Source organism: Ralstonia pickettii (assembly GCF_030582395.1).
Taxonomy (GTDB): domain Bacteria; phylum Pseudomonadota; class Gammaproteobacteria; order Burkholderiales; family Burkholderiaceae; genus Ralstonia; species Ralstonia pickettii_D.
Window position 1 is genome coordinate 184171 of sequence record NZ_CP104381.1, and the last position, 15118, is coordinate 199288.

The following is a 15118-nucleotide window of genomic DNA, read 5'->3' on the forward strand; positions in this document are numbered from 1 at the left end:
TCCCGTCGTGTTGAGAGGGTTAAGCAGCGGCGCGCTGCAGCGTCGTGTTGTCTCGCGCTGCGTTGTCGGGCGCGCTCGCGCCGTAGCGATTGACGAAGCGCTCGGCTGCGTCATACGCGTAGAAATCGTGCATCTGCCCCGTGAGCAGACGCTCCTTGTACCCCTGCCACATTGAGGCTTCGAAGAAGTCTGCGTGGTGCTTGAGGAAGGCTTCGCGCACGCGCGGGTCACCCAGCAGGAACGTGCGGTACGTCTCGGGAAAAATGTCGTGCGGGCCGACGTTGTACCAGACCTCGCCGGACATCTCTTCTTCTTCCGTGCGGGGTTCGGGTACGGTGCGGACGTTGCAGTCGGTGAGGTATTCGATCTCGTCGTAGTCGTAGAAGACCACGCGGCCGTGGCGCGTCACGCCAAAGTTCTTGTACAGCATGTCGCCCGGGAAGATGTTCGCGGCAATGAGTTCCTTGATGGCATTGCCGTATTCGATGATGCCGTGTTCGACCTGCGCATCGGTGCCTTCCTGCAGCCAGATGTTCAGCGGCGTCATGCGGCGCTCGATGTACACGTGGCGGATGACGATCTCTTCGCTGCCGTCTTCGCTGCGCTGGTATTCGACCATCGACGGGGCGTGCTTCTCCAGCTCCTTGATGAGGTCGTCGTCAAAGCGCGAGAGCGGGAAGGACACGTCGGAATACTCGAGCGTATCGGCCATGCGCCCGACGCGGTCGTGGCGCTTCACCAGCTGATACTTGCTCTTGATCAGCTCGCGCGTGGTCTCCTTGGGCGGCGGAAAGTAGTCCTTGATGACCTTGAACACGTACGGGTACGAGGGCAGCGTGAACACCAGCATCACGAGGCCCTTGATGCCCGGCGCGATGATGAACTTATCCGACGAGTGCTGCAGGTGATGCAGGAAGTCGCGATAGAACAGGTTCTTGCCCTGCTTCTGCAGGCCGAGCGAGGTGTAGATCTCGGCGCGCGGCTTGCGCGGCATGAGGTCACGCAGGAACGTCACGTAGGCAGACGGTATCTCCATGTCCACCATGAAATACGAGTGCGTGAACGAGAACAGGATCAGCAGCTGTTCCTGCCGCAGCAACACCGTGTCGAGCGAGAGCTGGCCTGCGGCATTGCGCAGGATCGGCACGGCCAGCGGGAACGTCTTGTCGCCGTTGATCACGCGCCCGATGATGTACGCCGCCTTGTTGCGGAAGAACAGCGACGACAGCACGTGGATCTGGAAATTGGGCGCGATGCGGAAATCGCCGAAGTGCTCGCCCACCGCGCGCACCACGTAGCCGATATCGCGCTCCAGGTCTTCAAACGGCGCGTTGAGTTGGAAATTGTGGACGATGCGCTCGAAACAAGCGCCCAGGCCGTCGCGCGTGCCGGGGTAGTACGCGCGGTACGTCGGCTTGGTGGGCGACTCTTCGTTCTCGATGTATTCCGTCGAGATGGCCGGGCGCACGAAGATGAAATCGTTGTTGAAGTACGAGCGGTGCAGGATGCGCGTGCACACCGAGTTGAAGAAGGTCTCGGCCAGTTCCGGCTGGTGATGGTTGGTCAGCAGGCCGATGTAGTGCAGCTTGATCTGGCGCCAGATCTCGTCGTCGATGTTCTCGGCGTCGTATTCGTCTTCCAGGATGACCGAGGCTTCACGCACGCGCTCGTCGTAGTAAGCGATGCGGTCGCGCTGCAGTTGCTGCAGGCCGGCCCAGTCTCCGGTCTCGAACGCAGTCTTGGCCTGTACGCTGACTTCGCGAAACAGGCGGTAGTGCTTGTCGAAGCCGTCGAGCATCGTGCGGGCGACGTCAAAGGCGATCTGCGACGAGAGAAGCTTGGGGAAATGGGACATGGCGTGTGCGCGGGGAGGGCAGGGAAGCGGCAAAACCAGCAAACCAGGCAGACCTAGATTGTAGGGTCTTCGGTACCGTGTTCGCGTCCTGAAACCGTTGCGCCTCCTTATCCGTTCGGCTGATGGCCCCATGCCACCAGCCCGCCTGCTCACGCCCGTTACATCGTTTCTGCGTACAGCTCGCGGCCGATCAGCATGCGGCGGATTTCCGACGTGCCGGCGCCGATTTCATACAGCTTGGCGTCGCGCCACAGGCGGCCGACCGGGAATTCGTTGATGTAGCCGTTGCCGCCCAGGATCTGGATGGCTTCGCCGGCCATCCAGGTGGCCTTTTCGGCGGTGTAGAGGATCACGCCGGCGCAGTCCTTGCGCACCTGGCGCACATGGTCGCGGCCCAGCGAGTCGAGGTTCTTGCCAACCGTGTAGAGGTACGCGCGGCACGCCTGCAGCGTGGTGTACATGTCGGCCATCTTGCCCTGGATGAGCTGGAATTCGCCGATGCTCTGGCCGAACTGCTTGCGGTCGTGGATGTACGGCGTGACCACGTCCATGCACGCCTGCATGATGCCGATGGGGCCGCCGGAGAGCACCGCGCGCTCGTAATCCAGACCGCTCATCAGCACCTTGGTGCCGCCGTTTTCCTGGCCGAGGATGTTCTCCACCGGCACTTCCACGTTCTCGAACACCAGCTCGCCCGTGTGCGAGCCGCGCATGCCGAGCTTGTCGAGCTTTTGCGCCACCGAGAAACCCTTCATGCCTTTCTCGACGATGAACGCCGTCATGCCGCGCGCGCCCAGTTCCGGCTCGGTCTTGGCGTAGACGACCAGCACGTCGCAGTCGGGGCCATTGGTGATCCACATCTTCGTGCCGTTGAGCACGTAGCGGTCGCCTTTCAGCTCTGCGCGCAGCTTCATGCTGACGACGTCCGACCCGGCATTCGGCTCGCTCATCGCCAGCGCGCCCACCCATTCGCCCGACACCAGCTTGGGCAGGTACTTGGCCTTCTGGGCCGCCGTGCCATTGCGGTGGATCTGGTTCACGCACAGGTTCGAGTGCGCGCCATACGACAGGCCGACCGACGCCGATGCGCGGCTGATTTCTTCCATGGCGATCATGTGCGCCAGGTAGCCCATGTTGGCGCCGCCGTATTCCTCCGCCACCGTGATGCCGAGCACGCCCAGTTCACCCATCTTGCGCCATGCGTCCATCGGGAACTGGTCGGTGCGGTCGATTTCGCCGGCACGCGGTGCCAGCTCGCCCTGCGCCCAATCGCGCACGGCCGAACGCAGCATCTCGATGTCTTCGCCCAAGTCGAATTTCAGGCCGGGCAGATCAATCATGGTGGTCTCCTTGGGCGCGGTTCGAGCCGCGGGTGTCTCTAGTCAGTGGTCTGGCGCTGTGCGGTGCGCGTCGCTTATGGCGGGCGCCGCGGGGCCGGGAGGGTGCAGCAGGGTGTTGCGTATTGTATTGACGTTTACGTAAACGTCAATGACCGTCCATTACGTAGATTTGCGGAATCAGGCGGCCTTGCGGCGCTTGGTCGGCTTGATCGTGCCGGCCTGCGCGTCTTCCAGCAGGCGTCGGCACTGGCGTTCGTGCTGGTCGATCTCGGCCAGTTGGGCGTTCAGATCCTCCAGTTGCTGCGTGAGTACTGCGCGATGCTGGGCCAGCGACGCCAGGAAGCGCTCCAGCTGCGGCACGGTATCGCGCGGCGACTCATACAGGTCCAGGATCTCCTTGATCTCGCCCAGCGAGAGGCCGAGCCGCTTGCCGCGCAGGGTCAGCTTCAGGCGTGTACGCTCGCCGGCCGAATACACCCGGCGACGCCCGCCCGGGCCCTGCCGATCCGGCGCCAGTAGGCCTTGGTCTTCGTAGAAGCGGATGGCGCGCGGCGTGATCTCGAACTCGCGTGCAAGGTCGGTGATGGTGAAGCTTGCGTCGGCAAGCGCACCGGCATCGCCCGATTCAAGATCGGCGGCAAGCGCGGCGGCGGCAGACGGAGTGGAGGCAGACATACGGCGGGAACGGAGTAACGACAGAGGTGTGATGACACATGCACGCCGGGCAGCGACATTAAGTTTTCGCTTAAGATGGATGACCGGCGGCGAATTGACGTTTACGTTAGCGTCAATGCCGCCAAACCGCAATCGCAGAGACCGCCCCGAAGCAGCTCAAGGCGGCGACCGAGACCCCATCCACATGAACGCGCTCGAACACCAACTCGACTATCCCTTTGGCGACACGCTGCCCGAAGGCGGCACGCGGTTTGAAGTCGCCCCTGGCGTCTACTGGCTGCGCATGCCGCTGCCGTTTGCGCTCGATCACATCAACCTCTGGCTGCTGCGCGATCGCCAGGATGGGCAGGACGGCTGGACGATCATCGATTGCGGCATCAACCACGAAGCGATTCGCGGGTACTGGGAAACGATCTTCGCGAACCACCTCGACGGCCTGCCTGTGCTGCGCGTGCTGGTCACGCACTGCCATCCGGACCACGTGGGCCTCTCGAGCTGGCTGTGCGAAGGCGGCGACGAGAAACGCTGGAACGTGCGCCTGTGGATGAGTCTGGGCGACTACGCCTTCGCGCGCATGCTGGTGGGCGGCACGGGCGCGTCAAATGCCGGCGGCGAATTTGCTGCGCGCCATTTCGAGCGCCACGGTTTGACCGACCCGGCCTCCATCGAAGGCATCCGTAACCGCAAGGATTACTACAGCACGCTCGTGCCGGGCGTGCCCAGCCAGTACCGTCGCCTGATGGACGGCAATGTCGTCCCCATCGGCGAGCACAAGTGGCGTGTCATCACCGGTTTCGGCCACGCGCCCGAGCACGTCGCGCTCTACAGCGAAGATGCCAACGTGCTGATTTCCGGCGACATGGTCCTGCCGCGCATTTCCACCAACGTCAGCGTGTTCGATCTGGAACCCGAAGCGGATTCGCTCACGCTATATCTGGATTCGCTCGGCAAATACGAGCCGCTGCCGGCGGATGTGCTGATTCTGCCGTCGCACGGGCGGCCGTTCCGGGGGCTGCATACGCGCATTCGGCAACTGCGCGATCACCATGCGGATCGCCTGGCCGAAACGTTGGCCGCGTGCAAGGCCGCGCCGCAATCGGCACGCGACATCGTCAACGTCATCTTCAAACGCCAGTTCGATGTCCACCAGATGACCTTCGCGATGGGCGAGGCGCTTGCTCACCTGCATGCGCTGTGGCATCAAGGCGAACTGGTGCGCGAAACCGGCGCGGACGGTATCGTTCGATTCCAGGCCGCTGCATAACCACACAACCCGTGCTTTCCACCGGAGCCGACCATGGCTGACCAGCATGACGTTCTCGACGACAGTGCCGTCGTCCTGCCGTTTCCCGCGCAAACGCCGACTGCGCCGTATTACGCGGTGATTTTTTCCTCCACGCGCACCGACGGCGACAACGGCTACGGCGCCATGGCCGACCGCATGGTGGAGTTGGGCCGCAGTATGCCGGGGTTTCTCGGCATCGAATCCGTACGCGATGAGCTGGCCGGCGATCAGGGGCGGCCGGGTATCACCGTGTCGTATTGGTCGTCGCTGGAGGCCATTCGCGAATGGAAGAACCAGAGCGACCACCTTGCCGCCCAGAAGCTGGGGCGTGAGCAGTGGTATGCGTCGTACCACCTGCGCATTGCCAAGGTGGAGTACGACTATGGGTTCGAGCGATAACGTATCGCTGCGGCCAACAAGAAACCCGCCAACCGGCGGGTTTTTTTCGGCCTGAAGATTTGGCCCTAACGCAGCGTCTTCGCAAATTGCCCCAGATACCGCACGCCATCAATCGCGCGGCTGCCGTACCACGACACCATTTCGCCATCCACGAGGTAGACCGGCTTGCCGATCTGTTTTTCCAGCGCATCGACGTGCTCTTCGGTAAAGCTGTAAGGCTCGGTGGAGAGCAGCACGCAGTCGATGTTGCGCACGACATCATCGCTCCAGCGGAACGTCGGGTAGCGCGTGTCCGGACGGTTGGGGCGGGCACAATCGCCGCTCTTGTCGGTGCCGCATTCCACGGGCGCAGGGTCGTCCGGCCACGTATGGCAATTCACGAGCTTGAGCATGCGCGAGATGTACGTGTCGCGCGACACCGTCATCCACGGGTCTTGCCAGATGGCGTACAGCACGCGGTGCGGCAGGAAGTGGCGGCCGCGTAGCGCTTCCAGCTCTTGCGTCAGCGCATCCGATAACTTCTGCGCCTGCGCCTCGCGGCGGAAGATGCCGCCCAGCAGCTGGTACAGCGCGAGATTGTCTTCCGGCGCGCAAGGATGCGTGACGATGATGTGCGGGATGAACTCGCGCAGCTTGTCGACGGTCGGGCGCGTGTTCTCGTCAATGTTCACGATGACGTGCGTGGGCGCCAGCTCCCGCAACTTGTCGAGTTTGACGGTCTTGGTGCCACCGACCTTCGGTACGTTGCGCACCGCTTCGCGCGGGTGGATGCAGAAGCCGGTGCGGGCGACGAGCTGATCGCCCAGGTCGAGCGAGAACAGCAGATCGGTTATCGAAGGGACCAGGCTGGCGATGCGCGGTGTGGTGTCGACAGGGGCGTGGGCGAGCCCAGCCGCATCGGTGTAAGTCATGACGAAATCTCGGGGTTGCGGGGTTTGCGCCCGGCGCGCGCAAACGCAAAGTCATACAGCGAGCGCGGCAGCACGTGCAGCAGCTTGGCGACGATGCCCATCGGCCATGGCAGCACCGTGAATCGCACGCCGCGATGGATCGCATTCACGGCTTTCAGCGCGAAGCGGTCCACCGGCATCAGGAAGGGCATCGGATACGGATTGTGTTCGGTCATCGGCGTGCGGATGTAGCCGGGGGCGATCGTCACCACGCGCAGCCCAAGCGGGCCGAATTCCACGCGCAGGCTTTCCATCAGCTTGATCACCGCCGACTTGGAGGCGCTGTACGCCGCCGCACCCGGCAGCCCGCGCACGCCCGCCACGCTGGCAATGCCGACCAGCGTGCCGCCGGGCTGCCCAGGCTTGGCGCGCGCCAGCATCGGCCCGACAAACGGCTGGAACGTGTTGAGCACGCCCATCCAGTTGGTGTCCATCACGACAGCAAAGGCTTTCAGGTCGCCGGGTTCGCGCAAGTCCGTGCCGACCGAGATGCCGGCGTTGGCGATCACCACATCGGGCAGCCCGGCCGTGGCGATAAAGGCGTTGGCCGCGTCGCGCATTGAATCGGCGCTGCGCACGTCGGCGGCGTAGCAGTGGCAGCGGCTCTGGAGGGCGGCTGGCAGGGTCTGCACAAACGCTTGGAGCGCGTCGACACGCCGTGCGACCAGCCCGATCGTTGCGCCCTGCGCTGCGTACTGGCGAGCCAAGGCTTGGCCGATGCCGCTAGAAGCGCCGGTGATGAAGACGATCTCGCTCATGTCGATGTCCTGGTAGGTGTGAAGAAGGCCGACGCACAAAAAACGCCCGCACAGGGGCGGGCGTCGATGGCGGTGTCACGCCCGGGCGAATGCCCGGAAACGCGTCAATCCGTCACATCTTGCGGTTGCGCACCTGGTCGACGAGGTAGTCGAGCGTCTGGGCAGCGCCCACGTTGCTGCCGGCATCTGCCGGCGACGTGGTGTATTTACCCTGCACAACGACGGTCGGCACGCCTTCGATCTTGTACTGATCGGCCAGTTGCGCGGCGCGTTTGGTATTGGCGTTCACACTGAACGAGTTGTAGGTGTCGCGGAACTGCTTCTCGTCGACGCCGTTTGCAGCCATGAACTTGGCGATGTCATCGAGTTCGGACATCGAACGGTAGTTCTTGTGCAGTTGGTCGAACACGCGGTCATGCAGCGTCTTGCCGCTTGCGTCCTTGGCGTCGAGCTTGCCCAGCGCTTCCAGCGTGTAATAGATGCGGGTATGCGGCTCCAGCTTGGCATTGAAGGCGACCGGCACGCGCTTGATCACCACGTCCTTGCCTTGCTTGGCGACCCACGCCGTCCAGGTGTTTTCAAAGTCGTAGCAGTGCGGGCAGCCGTACCAGAAGAACTCCGTCACTTCGATCTTGCCTGCGGGCACGGGCTGCGGCGTTTGCAGCACTTTGTATTCCTTACCGGCGGTGGGCGCGGCGTTGGCCGGCGCGGTCATCAGGAAGCCGGCGCCGGTGGCGAGGGCAATCAGGAAAGCAGCGAGTTTTTTCATGGTGAATGGACGACGAATTAGACGACGAACTGGACGAAGCAGCGGAAAAACCAGCGAAATCCAGTGCAGAACCGACAGATGCCGCTGTCAGCGTAACTGAGACTCAGGTTTCTGACCGATCACAGCCTGCCGGGTTCACAGCAGGCTGCACGACTTGACGTTACTGGCGAGCGAAGCGGATGACCGACGATTCCACGCCCGTCGACTGCAGGCGGCTGCGTACGGCGGTCATCTCATCCAGCGAATTGAACGGCCCCAGGCGCACGCGGTACATGGTGGTGCCGTTCACCTCGCGCTGCGTCACCTTGGCTTCAAAGCCCTGCATGGCCAGATTGCCCTTTTGGCGCTCGGCGTCTTCAGACGATTTGTAAGCGCCCACTTGCAAGAAATAGCCTGTCTTGGCGGCATCCTGGCGAGCGATCTCTGCGATCGGGTCCGTGACCGGCTTTTCGTTGGAAGCCGTGACCGGCGGCTTGGGCGGTTTGGCGATCGGTGCGCTCGCCGTTTGCGGCGCCGAGCCCGGCTGCGCGGGGTGGATGGTGATTCCGGGCGGCGGATTATTCTGATCAGCGGGCTGATCGACCGGCTTGGCCGGCACGCGGCTCCACAGCGGTGCATTGGGGTCAGCGGCCTGCGGCGCGCTGGCCTGCGGCGCGGGTTGTACCGGGGTCGGCAGCGTGTTGACCACGTTGCCCGCTTCGCTCGGCTTGGGCTGCGCGCCGCCACGCGATACGAAGGGCACCGGGGCCTTGGTGATGTACACCGCCACCACCACGGCGATCGCCAAACCGACGATCAAGCCCAACACCAGACCCAGAAACGTGCCGCCCCGTTGCGAGCGGGCACGGGAAGATTGCGTATTGCGTGCCATGTCGATCCTTCTAGAAGCGCCCGATTATAAGAGCGCCGTGTGATGCCCGATCGCGGGCATTTACATCTTTTGCGGCGCGGACACGCCGATCACCGCCAACCCGTTGCGCAGCACCTGGCGCGTGGCAGCCAGGAGCGCCAGACGGGCACGCTTGACGGCCTCATCGTCCACCAGTACGCGATCGGCGTTGTAGAACGCGTGGAAATCGCCCGCGAGGTCGCGCAGGTAGAAGGCCACGGCGTGCGGAGCCAGCTCGCGCGCGGCGTCGGCCAGCATGTCGGGGAATGCGGCCAGGCGTTGCACCAGGGCGGTCGCCTGCGGACTGACGTCCGGGCCCGTCACCGCAGCGAGATCGGCATTGGTGAGCGAGGCGGGGTCAACGCCGGCGCGCTCGAACACCGAGCAGATGCGCGCGTGGGCGTACTGCACGTAGTACACGGGGTTCTCGTCGCTCTGCTTGAGCGCCAGATCCACGTCGAAGACGAATTCGGTATCGGCCTTGCGCGACAGCAGGAAGAAGCGCACGGCGTCGCGGCCACGCGTGAAGCGCGCTGGCCAGTTCGGCTCGCCGGCTTCCACGCAGGCGCGGATGGTGTCGACACCGGCTTCGCTCTCGGCGTCGCCGTTGGACCATTCGATCAGGTCGCGCACCGTCACGTACGAGCCGGCGCGCTTGGAGATCTTCACCTCGGCGCCGTCCTTCATCACCGTGACCATCTTGTGCAGGACGTAATCGGGGTAGCCCTTCGGGATGCCGATGTTCAGGCCCTGCAGGCCGGCGCGCACGCGGGCGATCGTGCCGTGGTGGTCGCTGCCCTGCACGTTGATGACCTGCGTGAAGCCACGGCCCCACTTGGTTGTGTGGTACGCCACGTCGGGCACGAAGTACGTGTACGCGCCGTCGGACTTGCGCATGACGCGGTCCTTGTCGTCGCCGTCGTCGGTCGTCCGCAGCCACAGCGCGCCTTCCTGCTCGTACGTCTTGCCGGCAGCGACGAGCGCGTCCACCGTCTGCTGTACCTTGCCTTCGGTGTAGAGGGACGACTCCAGGTAGTAACGGTCGAACTTCACGCCAAAGGCCTGCAGGTCGATGTCCTGCTCGTTGCGCAGATACGTCACGGCAAAGCGGCGGATGGCTTCGAGGTTTTCCACATCGCGCTCGCCGGTCACGGGTTCGCCATCGGAGGCGCGTACGGTCTTGCCTGCGAGGTAATCGGCGGCGATGTCGGCAATGTAGTCGCCGTTGTACGCGGCTTCAGGCCAGTTGGCATCGCCGGGCTTGTAGCCGCGTGCGCGGGCCTGGACGGAGACGGCGAGGTTGTGGATCTGGACGCCGGCGTCGTTGTAATAGAACTCGCGGTGGACCTTGTGGCCCTGCCAGTCGAGCAGGCTCGCCAGCGCATCGCCCAGCGCGGCCTGGCGGCCGTGGCCGACGTGCAGCGGACCGGTCGGGTTGGCCGAGACGAATTCCACCAGCACCGGCGCGCCATCATGCGTGTTCGCGGCGCCATAGCGGTCGCCTTCCGCAAACACGGCGGCAATCACGTCGGCGCGCGCGGCGGCCGACAGGCGCAGGTTGATGAAGCCGGGGCCGGCGATCTCAACGGCGGACACCAGGCGCTGGCCGCGGGCATCGGCGCGGATGGCGTCGGCGATCTTGCCGGCCAGCTCGCGCGGGTTGGTGCCCAGGGGTTTGGCGAGCTGCAGCGCGACGTTGCAGGCGATGTCGCCGTGCGCGGCCTGCTTGGGGCGCTCCAGGACGATCTCCGGTCGGGCTTGGCCCTCGGGCAGCAGGGAGCCGACGGCGTCGGACAACAGTTGGGCGATCGTCTGTTTGTGGGAGGGCAGCATAAAGAAACCATGACGCCGGCAGTGCTGAAATGGATTGAAATCCAGTCCTGGCGCCGCCAGTTGCGTTGTTCGGGGAAAAGTACGAAATTTTATCAGGTGAGCCGCGGTCTCAGACGTATCCGCCCCGGTCGTGGCAAACCGTGGCTCCACCCAACCAAGGGAAACGAAGACATGATGATCACCTTTACTTCGCACGCTTCGCAAAAATTCTCGATGCAGAAGGACCTCGCCATGGTGTTGCTGGGCGTGATCGGCAAGACGCTGGGCGAGCGCGGTGTCATCACGCCCGAAGAAATGCCCCACGCCATCGACCGCCTGAAGCGTGCCATCAAGGACGACACCCACCAGGCGCATATCAAGGTGGCAGAACTGTCAGCGTCCGAAGTGGACGAAAACGGCGAAGAAGAGCCGCCGCACCTCGGGCAGCGTGCGTATCCATTGCTGCACATGCTGGAAGAATCGCTGGTCGAACAATCCAGCGTGCTCTGGGGCGTCTGAGCGCCGCGCGGGCGAAAAAAATGCCCGGCCGCCAAACGGGGCGGTCCGGGCATCCGGCCACATAGGCCGGGAGCGGGGGAGGGGGCTGGCGCGTCGGCCGGTGTCCAGTTCTGCTGCGGTCGCCTTATTGGTCGACTTATTGGTCGTGCAGCATGTCGGAGAGTTCGTCCGCATGTTCTTCTTCCACGGCCAGAATCTGTTCCAGCACGCGCCGCGTGGTGGGGTCTCGATCGCCGATGTAGCGGATCATCTCCAGGTAGCTGTCGATCGCGATCCGTTCGGCCACCAGGTTTTCCTTGATCATGTCGACCAGGCTGTCGGCTTCCACGTACTCGGAATGGCTTCGCGTGGACAACCCTTCAGGGTTGAAGTTGGGTTCGCCGCCCAGTTGCACGATGCGGGCGGCGATGCTGTCGGCGTGGGCCTGTTCCTCGTTCGCGTGTACCAGGAATTCTGCTGCGATGGGCTCTGCGTTGATGCCCTTGGCCATGAAATGATGGCGCCGGTAGCGCAGCACGCAGATCAGTTCCGTCGCCAGCGCCTCGTTCAGCAGCCGTAGCACGGTCTCCCGATCGGCTTTGTAATCTTCGGTCACCGCACCTTCCTCGATGTGCTTGCGGGCACGTTCGCGCAAAGTCTTGATGTCGGTGAGAAAGCCGCTTTCCGAGGGGGCGGCGACGTTGGTCAGACTCATGTGGTTGCTCCTGCGGTGATGGGCGTAGAGGGTTATTCGCTTCCGTCGCGACGGCCGCTGCCGGCCAGTGCCACGACCAAGCCGATCGCCGCGCCAATGGCCACGGCCACGCCAACCGCCCTGAACGGTGCCGCTGTGATGGTTTCTTCCGTGCGGCCGAGTGCCCAGTCCATGCGTTCGCGGGCCTGGTGGGCACGCTCGTTGGCTGCGCGGCGCAGCTGGTCGGCACGCGCCTGAAGCGTACGGCTGGCGCGATCGGCTTCGGCGCTGCCTTCGTCCGTCAACGTATGGATGGCGTCCTCAAGCGAGCGCAGCAGGCTTTGAACATCTTCCACGGCGGGCCGAGAGGCGCTGCGGGCGTGGTCGACCGCGTCGCTGGCGCTGTCCATCACGCGGCGCGCGCGGTCGTTGACTTCATCAATCCGACTGCGGACGCGATGGTTGGCAAAAAGTGACATGGGGAGGCTCCTCGTCGTGACGCCGCAGGGCGGCACACACCTGCGGCGTGGTTGTCTTGAGTGCGATTCGGCTTGTGCAAAAGCGGGCCACGTGTCCCAAAACAGCTAGCAAGACACGGGCCGCGCTTCCGCTCTGGATTGCCGCTAATCGACGGCCTTGAAGACCGTGACGCCCAACACCAGAAACAGCACGAACAGCACCACGAAGATGAAGAACAGGACCTTGGCGATACTTGCCGCACCTGCGGCAATGCCGGTAAAGCCCAGCACGCCTGCCACCAGGGAGATGATGGCGAAGATGAGTGCCCATTTGAGCATGTTGTCGTCTCCGATTCGGATGGATGGGATGCAGGGCACTGCCCTGCGGCGTACTCCCACGCACATTGCGTGCCTGACCCGGGTGCTTCCCAAGTGTCGCCCGGGGCGCCCACGCGGTATCATCCGAATTGCCAAAAAAACACAAACGCAACGCACGCCGCGTCGGGCGGTTTGACGTTTCCTATGGGTCTGCATGCCATGCGGTCATCCTTGCGCTCCACTCTGCTGCTCGCCGGCGGCATTCTGCTGACGCTCGGGGTGCTGATTGCCTCAGAGACGGGCAACATCCGCCTGAGCCAGGGCTATCGGCAGGTGATTCAGTCGCAGCAGGCTGAAACCGCCATCAACGAACTGCTGGCCGAACTGGTGAATGCCGAGGCCGGGCAACGCGGGTTCCTGCTCACGGGCAAGGACGAATATCTCGATCCATACAACAAGGCCATCCCGCACATCCACGCGCTGATGGCGGAAATTCGCGATCACTACGCCAACGATCCTGACGCGCTCAAGCTGTTCTCGGAGACAGCGCTCCAGGTGAGCCGCAAGCTCACCGAGATGGAACTCACGCTCATCTACGGCAAGCGAGACCTGGAAGTGGCGCTCGATCTTGTGCGCACCGATTTCGGCAAGGCGTCGATGGAAGCGGTGCGACAGGGGCTGGATCGACTGCGTCAGCGTGAGATCGCCACCGTGGCGCGCAGTCTTGAACACGCCGAGCGCGACCTGGCCCTCTCGCGCTACGGCATTGCGCTCATCACGGCGGTCAACATCATCCTGCTGGTGGTATTGGGCATGCAGCACGCCAAGCGCCTTGCCGTGACGGAGCGCGAGCGCGACATGGCCGAAGAGGAAAGCCAGAAACTCGACCGCATGGTGCGTGAGCGTACGCGACAGTTGAGCGACCTCGCCGCGCACTTGCAGCGCGTAACCGAAGACGAGAAGACGCGCCTGGCGCGCGAGTTGCACGACGAATTGGGCGCTATCCTCACCGCCACGAAGATGGATCTCCACTGGCTGCGCTCACGCGTGCACAGCAGCGAGCCGGCCGTGAGTGAAAAGATTACCCGCGTGATGGCCCACGTCGATCAGGGCATCCAGATCAAGCGCCGCCTGATCGAAGACCTTCGCCCGACCATCTTGCTGAACCTGGGGCTGGTGGAAGCGCTCTCGCAATTGACCGAAGACGTCGGCACGCGCAATGGCTGGCATACGGAAGTGAGCCTGCCCGACGATATGCCCAAGCTGACCGACGATGCGGCCATCGCGCTGTATCGGATCGTGCAGGAATCGCTGACCAACGCATCGAAATACGCGCATGCGACCACGGTGTCGGTTGCGCTCGATGTAGGTGAAGAGGGCGTGCGCTTGCGCGTGCGCGACAACGGCCAAGGCTTCCCTGCCGATATCGAGCGCCGCCGCATGGTTGGCCATCACGGCCTGCTCGGGATGGAGCAGCGCGCCATTGCGCTGGGCGGCACGCTCGTCATCGATTCAATGCCGGGCGGAGGCGTGACGATCATCGTTGAGCTGCCTCCCAGCGATGCCGTCTTCGACCGGAGTGCGGCCAACGAACCGTCGGGCATGCAGGCGCTCACTGGCGGTATTGCGCCCGCGCCGGGCCACGGCGGCGCAACGGTGTAGGTCGCTCGCCTGGTGCTGCCCAAACAAAAAGCCCCATCGCGGGGCTTTTGTTTTTGATGCCGGAGTGGCTGACGCGGGCGTTACATCTTCTGCTTGACGTTGTCGGCCGAGTTCTCCAGCTTCTGACCACCGGTCTGGATGTCTTTGCCGGCGCCGGCCATGGTGTTGCAGCCAGCCAGGAACATACACGTCAGTGCAAGTGCGGCACACAAGGTCTTCATCGAACGCTCCTTGGGGTGAGAAATGGCGTTGGGCGCGCAGCGCGGCGGGATTTGCGGCGCGCGCGAACAATCTCAGGGGTGGAAATGCTGCGCGGGCTGCGGGCGGGGGCGGCCCACGCCGGCGCGCTCTTCGATGACCTCGAACACCTTGTCGAGCTCGAGCGACTTGTCGAAGAAATAGTTGGCGCCGGCTTCAAAGCAGCGCTGGCGGTAGGTCGGCACTTGCGCGTGGTTGGTATAGACGATGCGCACGCTGGGTGACGCCTGATCGCGCAAGGTTTGAAGGACCTTGAACCCGTTGCCCTGCCGCAATTGCAGGTCAACGATGACGACGTCGTAATTGCCTTGCCCGAGGAGGCGCAGCGCCAAATCTTCGGTGTCTGCCCATTCGACCGTCGCCACGAAGGCGGAGGCCTTGAGGTATTCCAACACCATGCCACGAAGCACAGGGGAGTCCTCGATCAGGAGGACACGCAGGCCACGGGCGGAGAGGGTGACGGCTTGATCCAGCATGGGTTGATGTTAGCCAGCGGGT

17 protein-coding genes are annotated in these 15118 nt (G+C 63.7%); 4 read left to right on the plus strand and 13 right to left on the minus strand.

The window, feature by feature from the left end:
* Positions 1-19 precede the first annotated feature (19 nt).
* From aceK to N5B55_RS00805, 3 genes are all read right to left on the minus strand, one after another.
* Complete coding sequence (aceK, locus tag N5B55_RS00795) at positions 20-1855, minus strand: bifunctional isocitrate dehydrogenase kinase/phosphatase (protein ID WP_154206222.1); 1836 nt, start codon at positions 1853-1855, stop codon at positions 20-22.
* A gap of 158 nt (positions 1856-2013) precedes the next feature.
* A complete protein-coding gene (locus tag N5B55_RS00800) occupies positions 2014-3195 on the minus strand; it encodes an isovaleryl-CoA dehydrogenase (protein WP_004633702.1) in 1182 nt (393 codons plus the stop codon).
* A 177-nt stretch (positions 3196-3372) separates the two neighbouring features.
* Entirely contained in the window at positions 3373-3870 is a 498-nt protein-coding gene (locus N5B55_RS00805; RefSeq protein WP_304538853.1) for a MerR family transcriptional regulator, read from the minus strand.
* 184 nt (positions 3871-4054) lie between these two features.
* Between N5B55_RS00805 and N5B55_RS00810 the strand changes: the two genes are divergently transcribed.
* Positions 4055-5134 carry an MBL fold metallo-hydrolase gene (locus N5B55_RS00810; protein ID WP_304538854.1) on the plus strand — a complete coding sequence of 360 codons (1080 nt, stop codon included), beginning with the start codon at positions 4055-4057 and terminating at the stop codon, positions 5132-5134.
* A 33-nt stretch (positions 5135-5167) separates the two neighbouring features.
* The gene (locus tag N5B55_RS00815; protein ID WP_009239249.1) at positions 5168-5554 is read left to right on the plus strand and encodes an antibiotic biosynthesis monooxygenase family protein; all 387 of its coding nucleotides are present in this window, start codon (positions 5168-5170) and stop codon (positions 5552-5554) included.
* 65 nt (positions 5555-5619) lie between these two features.
* Here N5B55_RS00815 and N5B55_RS00820 read toward each other — a convergent pair whose 3' ends face one another.
* From N5B55_RS00820 to argS, 5 genes are all read right to left on the minus strand, one after another.
* Positions 5620-6465, minus strand: coding sequence for a helical backbone metal receptor (locus N5B55_RS00820; RefSeq protein WP_304538856.1), 846 nt, complete (start codon positions 6463-6465; stop codon positions 5620-5622).
* The gene (locus N5B55_RS00825; protein WP_178959192.1) at positions 6462-7262 is read right to left on the minus strand and encodes an SDR family oxidoreductase; all 801 of its coding nucleotides are present in this window, start codon (positions 7260-7262) and stop codon (positions 6462-6464) included. Before N5B55_RS00825 ends, N5B55_RS00820 begins: the two co-directional genes overlap by 4 nt.
* Positions 7263-7374: 112 nt before the next feature.
* Positions 7375-8031, minus strand: coding sequence for a thiol:disulfide interchange protein DsbA/DsbL (locus tag N5B55_RS00830; protein ID WP_004633713.1), 657 nt, complete (start codon positions 8029-8031; stop codon positions 7375-7377).
* A gap of 160 nt (positions 8032-8191) precedes the next feature.
* On the minus strand, positions 8192-8902 hold the full coding sequence (locus tag N5B55_RS00835) for an SPOR domain-containing protein (protein WP_304538857.1): 711 nt from the start codon (positions 8900-8902) through the stop codon (positions 8192-8194).
* A 60-nt stretch (positions 8903-8962) separates the two neighbouring features.
* The gene (argS, locus tag N5B55_RS00840) at positions 8963-10753 is read right to left on the minus strand and encodes an arginine--tRNA ligase (protein WP_304538858.1); all 1791 of its coding nucleotides are present in this window, start codon (positions 10751-10753) and stop codon (positions 8963-8965) included.
* Between the two features lie 174 nt (positions 10754-10927).
* Between argS and N5B55_RS00845 the strand changes: the two genes are divergently transcribed.
* Positions 10928-11251 carry a DUF1840 domain-containing protein gene (locus tag N5B55_RS00845; protein ID WP_065860309.1) on the plus strand — a complete coding sequence of 108 codons (324 nt, stop codon included), beginning with the start codon at positions 10928-10930 and terminating at the stop codon, positions 11249-11251.
* A gap of 136 nt (positions 11252-11387) precedes the next feature.
* Here N5B55_RS00845 and N5B55_RS00850 read toward each other — a convergent pair whose 3' ends face one another.
* From N5B55_RS00850 to N5B55_RS00860, 3 genes are all read right to left on the minus strand, one after another.
* Positions 11388-11945 carry a ferritin-like domain-containing protein gene (locus N5B55_RS00850; protein WP_065860242.1) on the minus strand — a complete coding sequence of 186 codons (558 nt, stop codon included), beginning with the start codon at positions 11943-11945 and terminating at the stop codon, positions 11388-11390.
* Positions 11946-11977: 32 nt separating this feature from the next.
* Positions 11978-12403 (minus strand): DUF883 family protein, encoded by a 426-nt coding sequence (locus N5B55_RS00855; protein ID WP_154206228.1) that lies wholly within the window; start codon positions 12401-12403, stop codon positions 11978-11980.
* A gap of 144 nt (positions 12404-12547) precedes the next feature.
* Positions 12548-12721: a DUF1328 family protein gene (locus N5B55_RS00860; RefSeq protein ID WP_004633727.1), complete on the minus strand. Its 174-nt coding sequence runs from the start codon at positions 12719-12721 to the stop codon at positions 12548-12550.
* Positions 12722-12919: 198 nt separating this feature from the next.
* Between N5B55_RS00860 and N5B55_RS00865 the strand changes: the two genes are divergently transcribed.
* Entirely contained in the window at positions 12920-14362 is a 1443-nt protein-coding gene (locus N5B55_RS00865) for a sensor histidine kinase (RefSeq protein ID WP_065860310.1), read from the plus strand.
* Positions 14363-14442: 80 nt separating this feature from the next.
* On the opposite strand, the gene N5B55_RS00870 is transcribed toward N5B55_RS00865, so the two are convergent.
* Both N5B55_RS00870 and N5B55_RS00875 read right to left on the minus strand, forming a co-directional pair.
* The gene (locus N5B55_RS00870; protein ID WP_012760976.1) at positions 14443-14583 is read right to left on the minus strand and encodes an entericidin A/B family lipoprotein; all 141 of its coding nucleotides are present in this window, start codon (positions 14581-14583) and stop codon (positions 14443-14445) included.
* A 72-nt stretch (positions 14584-14655) separates the two neighbouring features.
* Positions 14656-15096, minus strand: coding sequence for a response regulator (locus N5B55_RS00875; protein WP_012760977.1), 441 nt, complete (start codon positions 15094-15096; stop codon positions 14656-14658).
* Between the last annotated feature and the right edge of the window lie 22 nt (positions 15097-15118).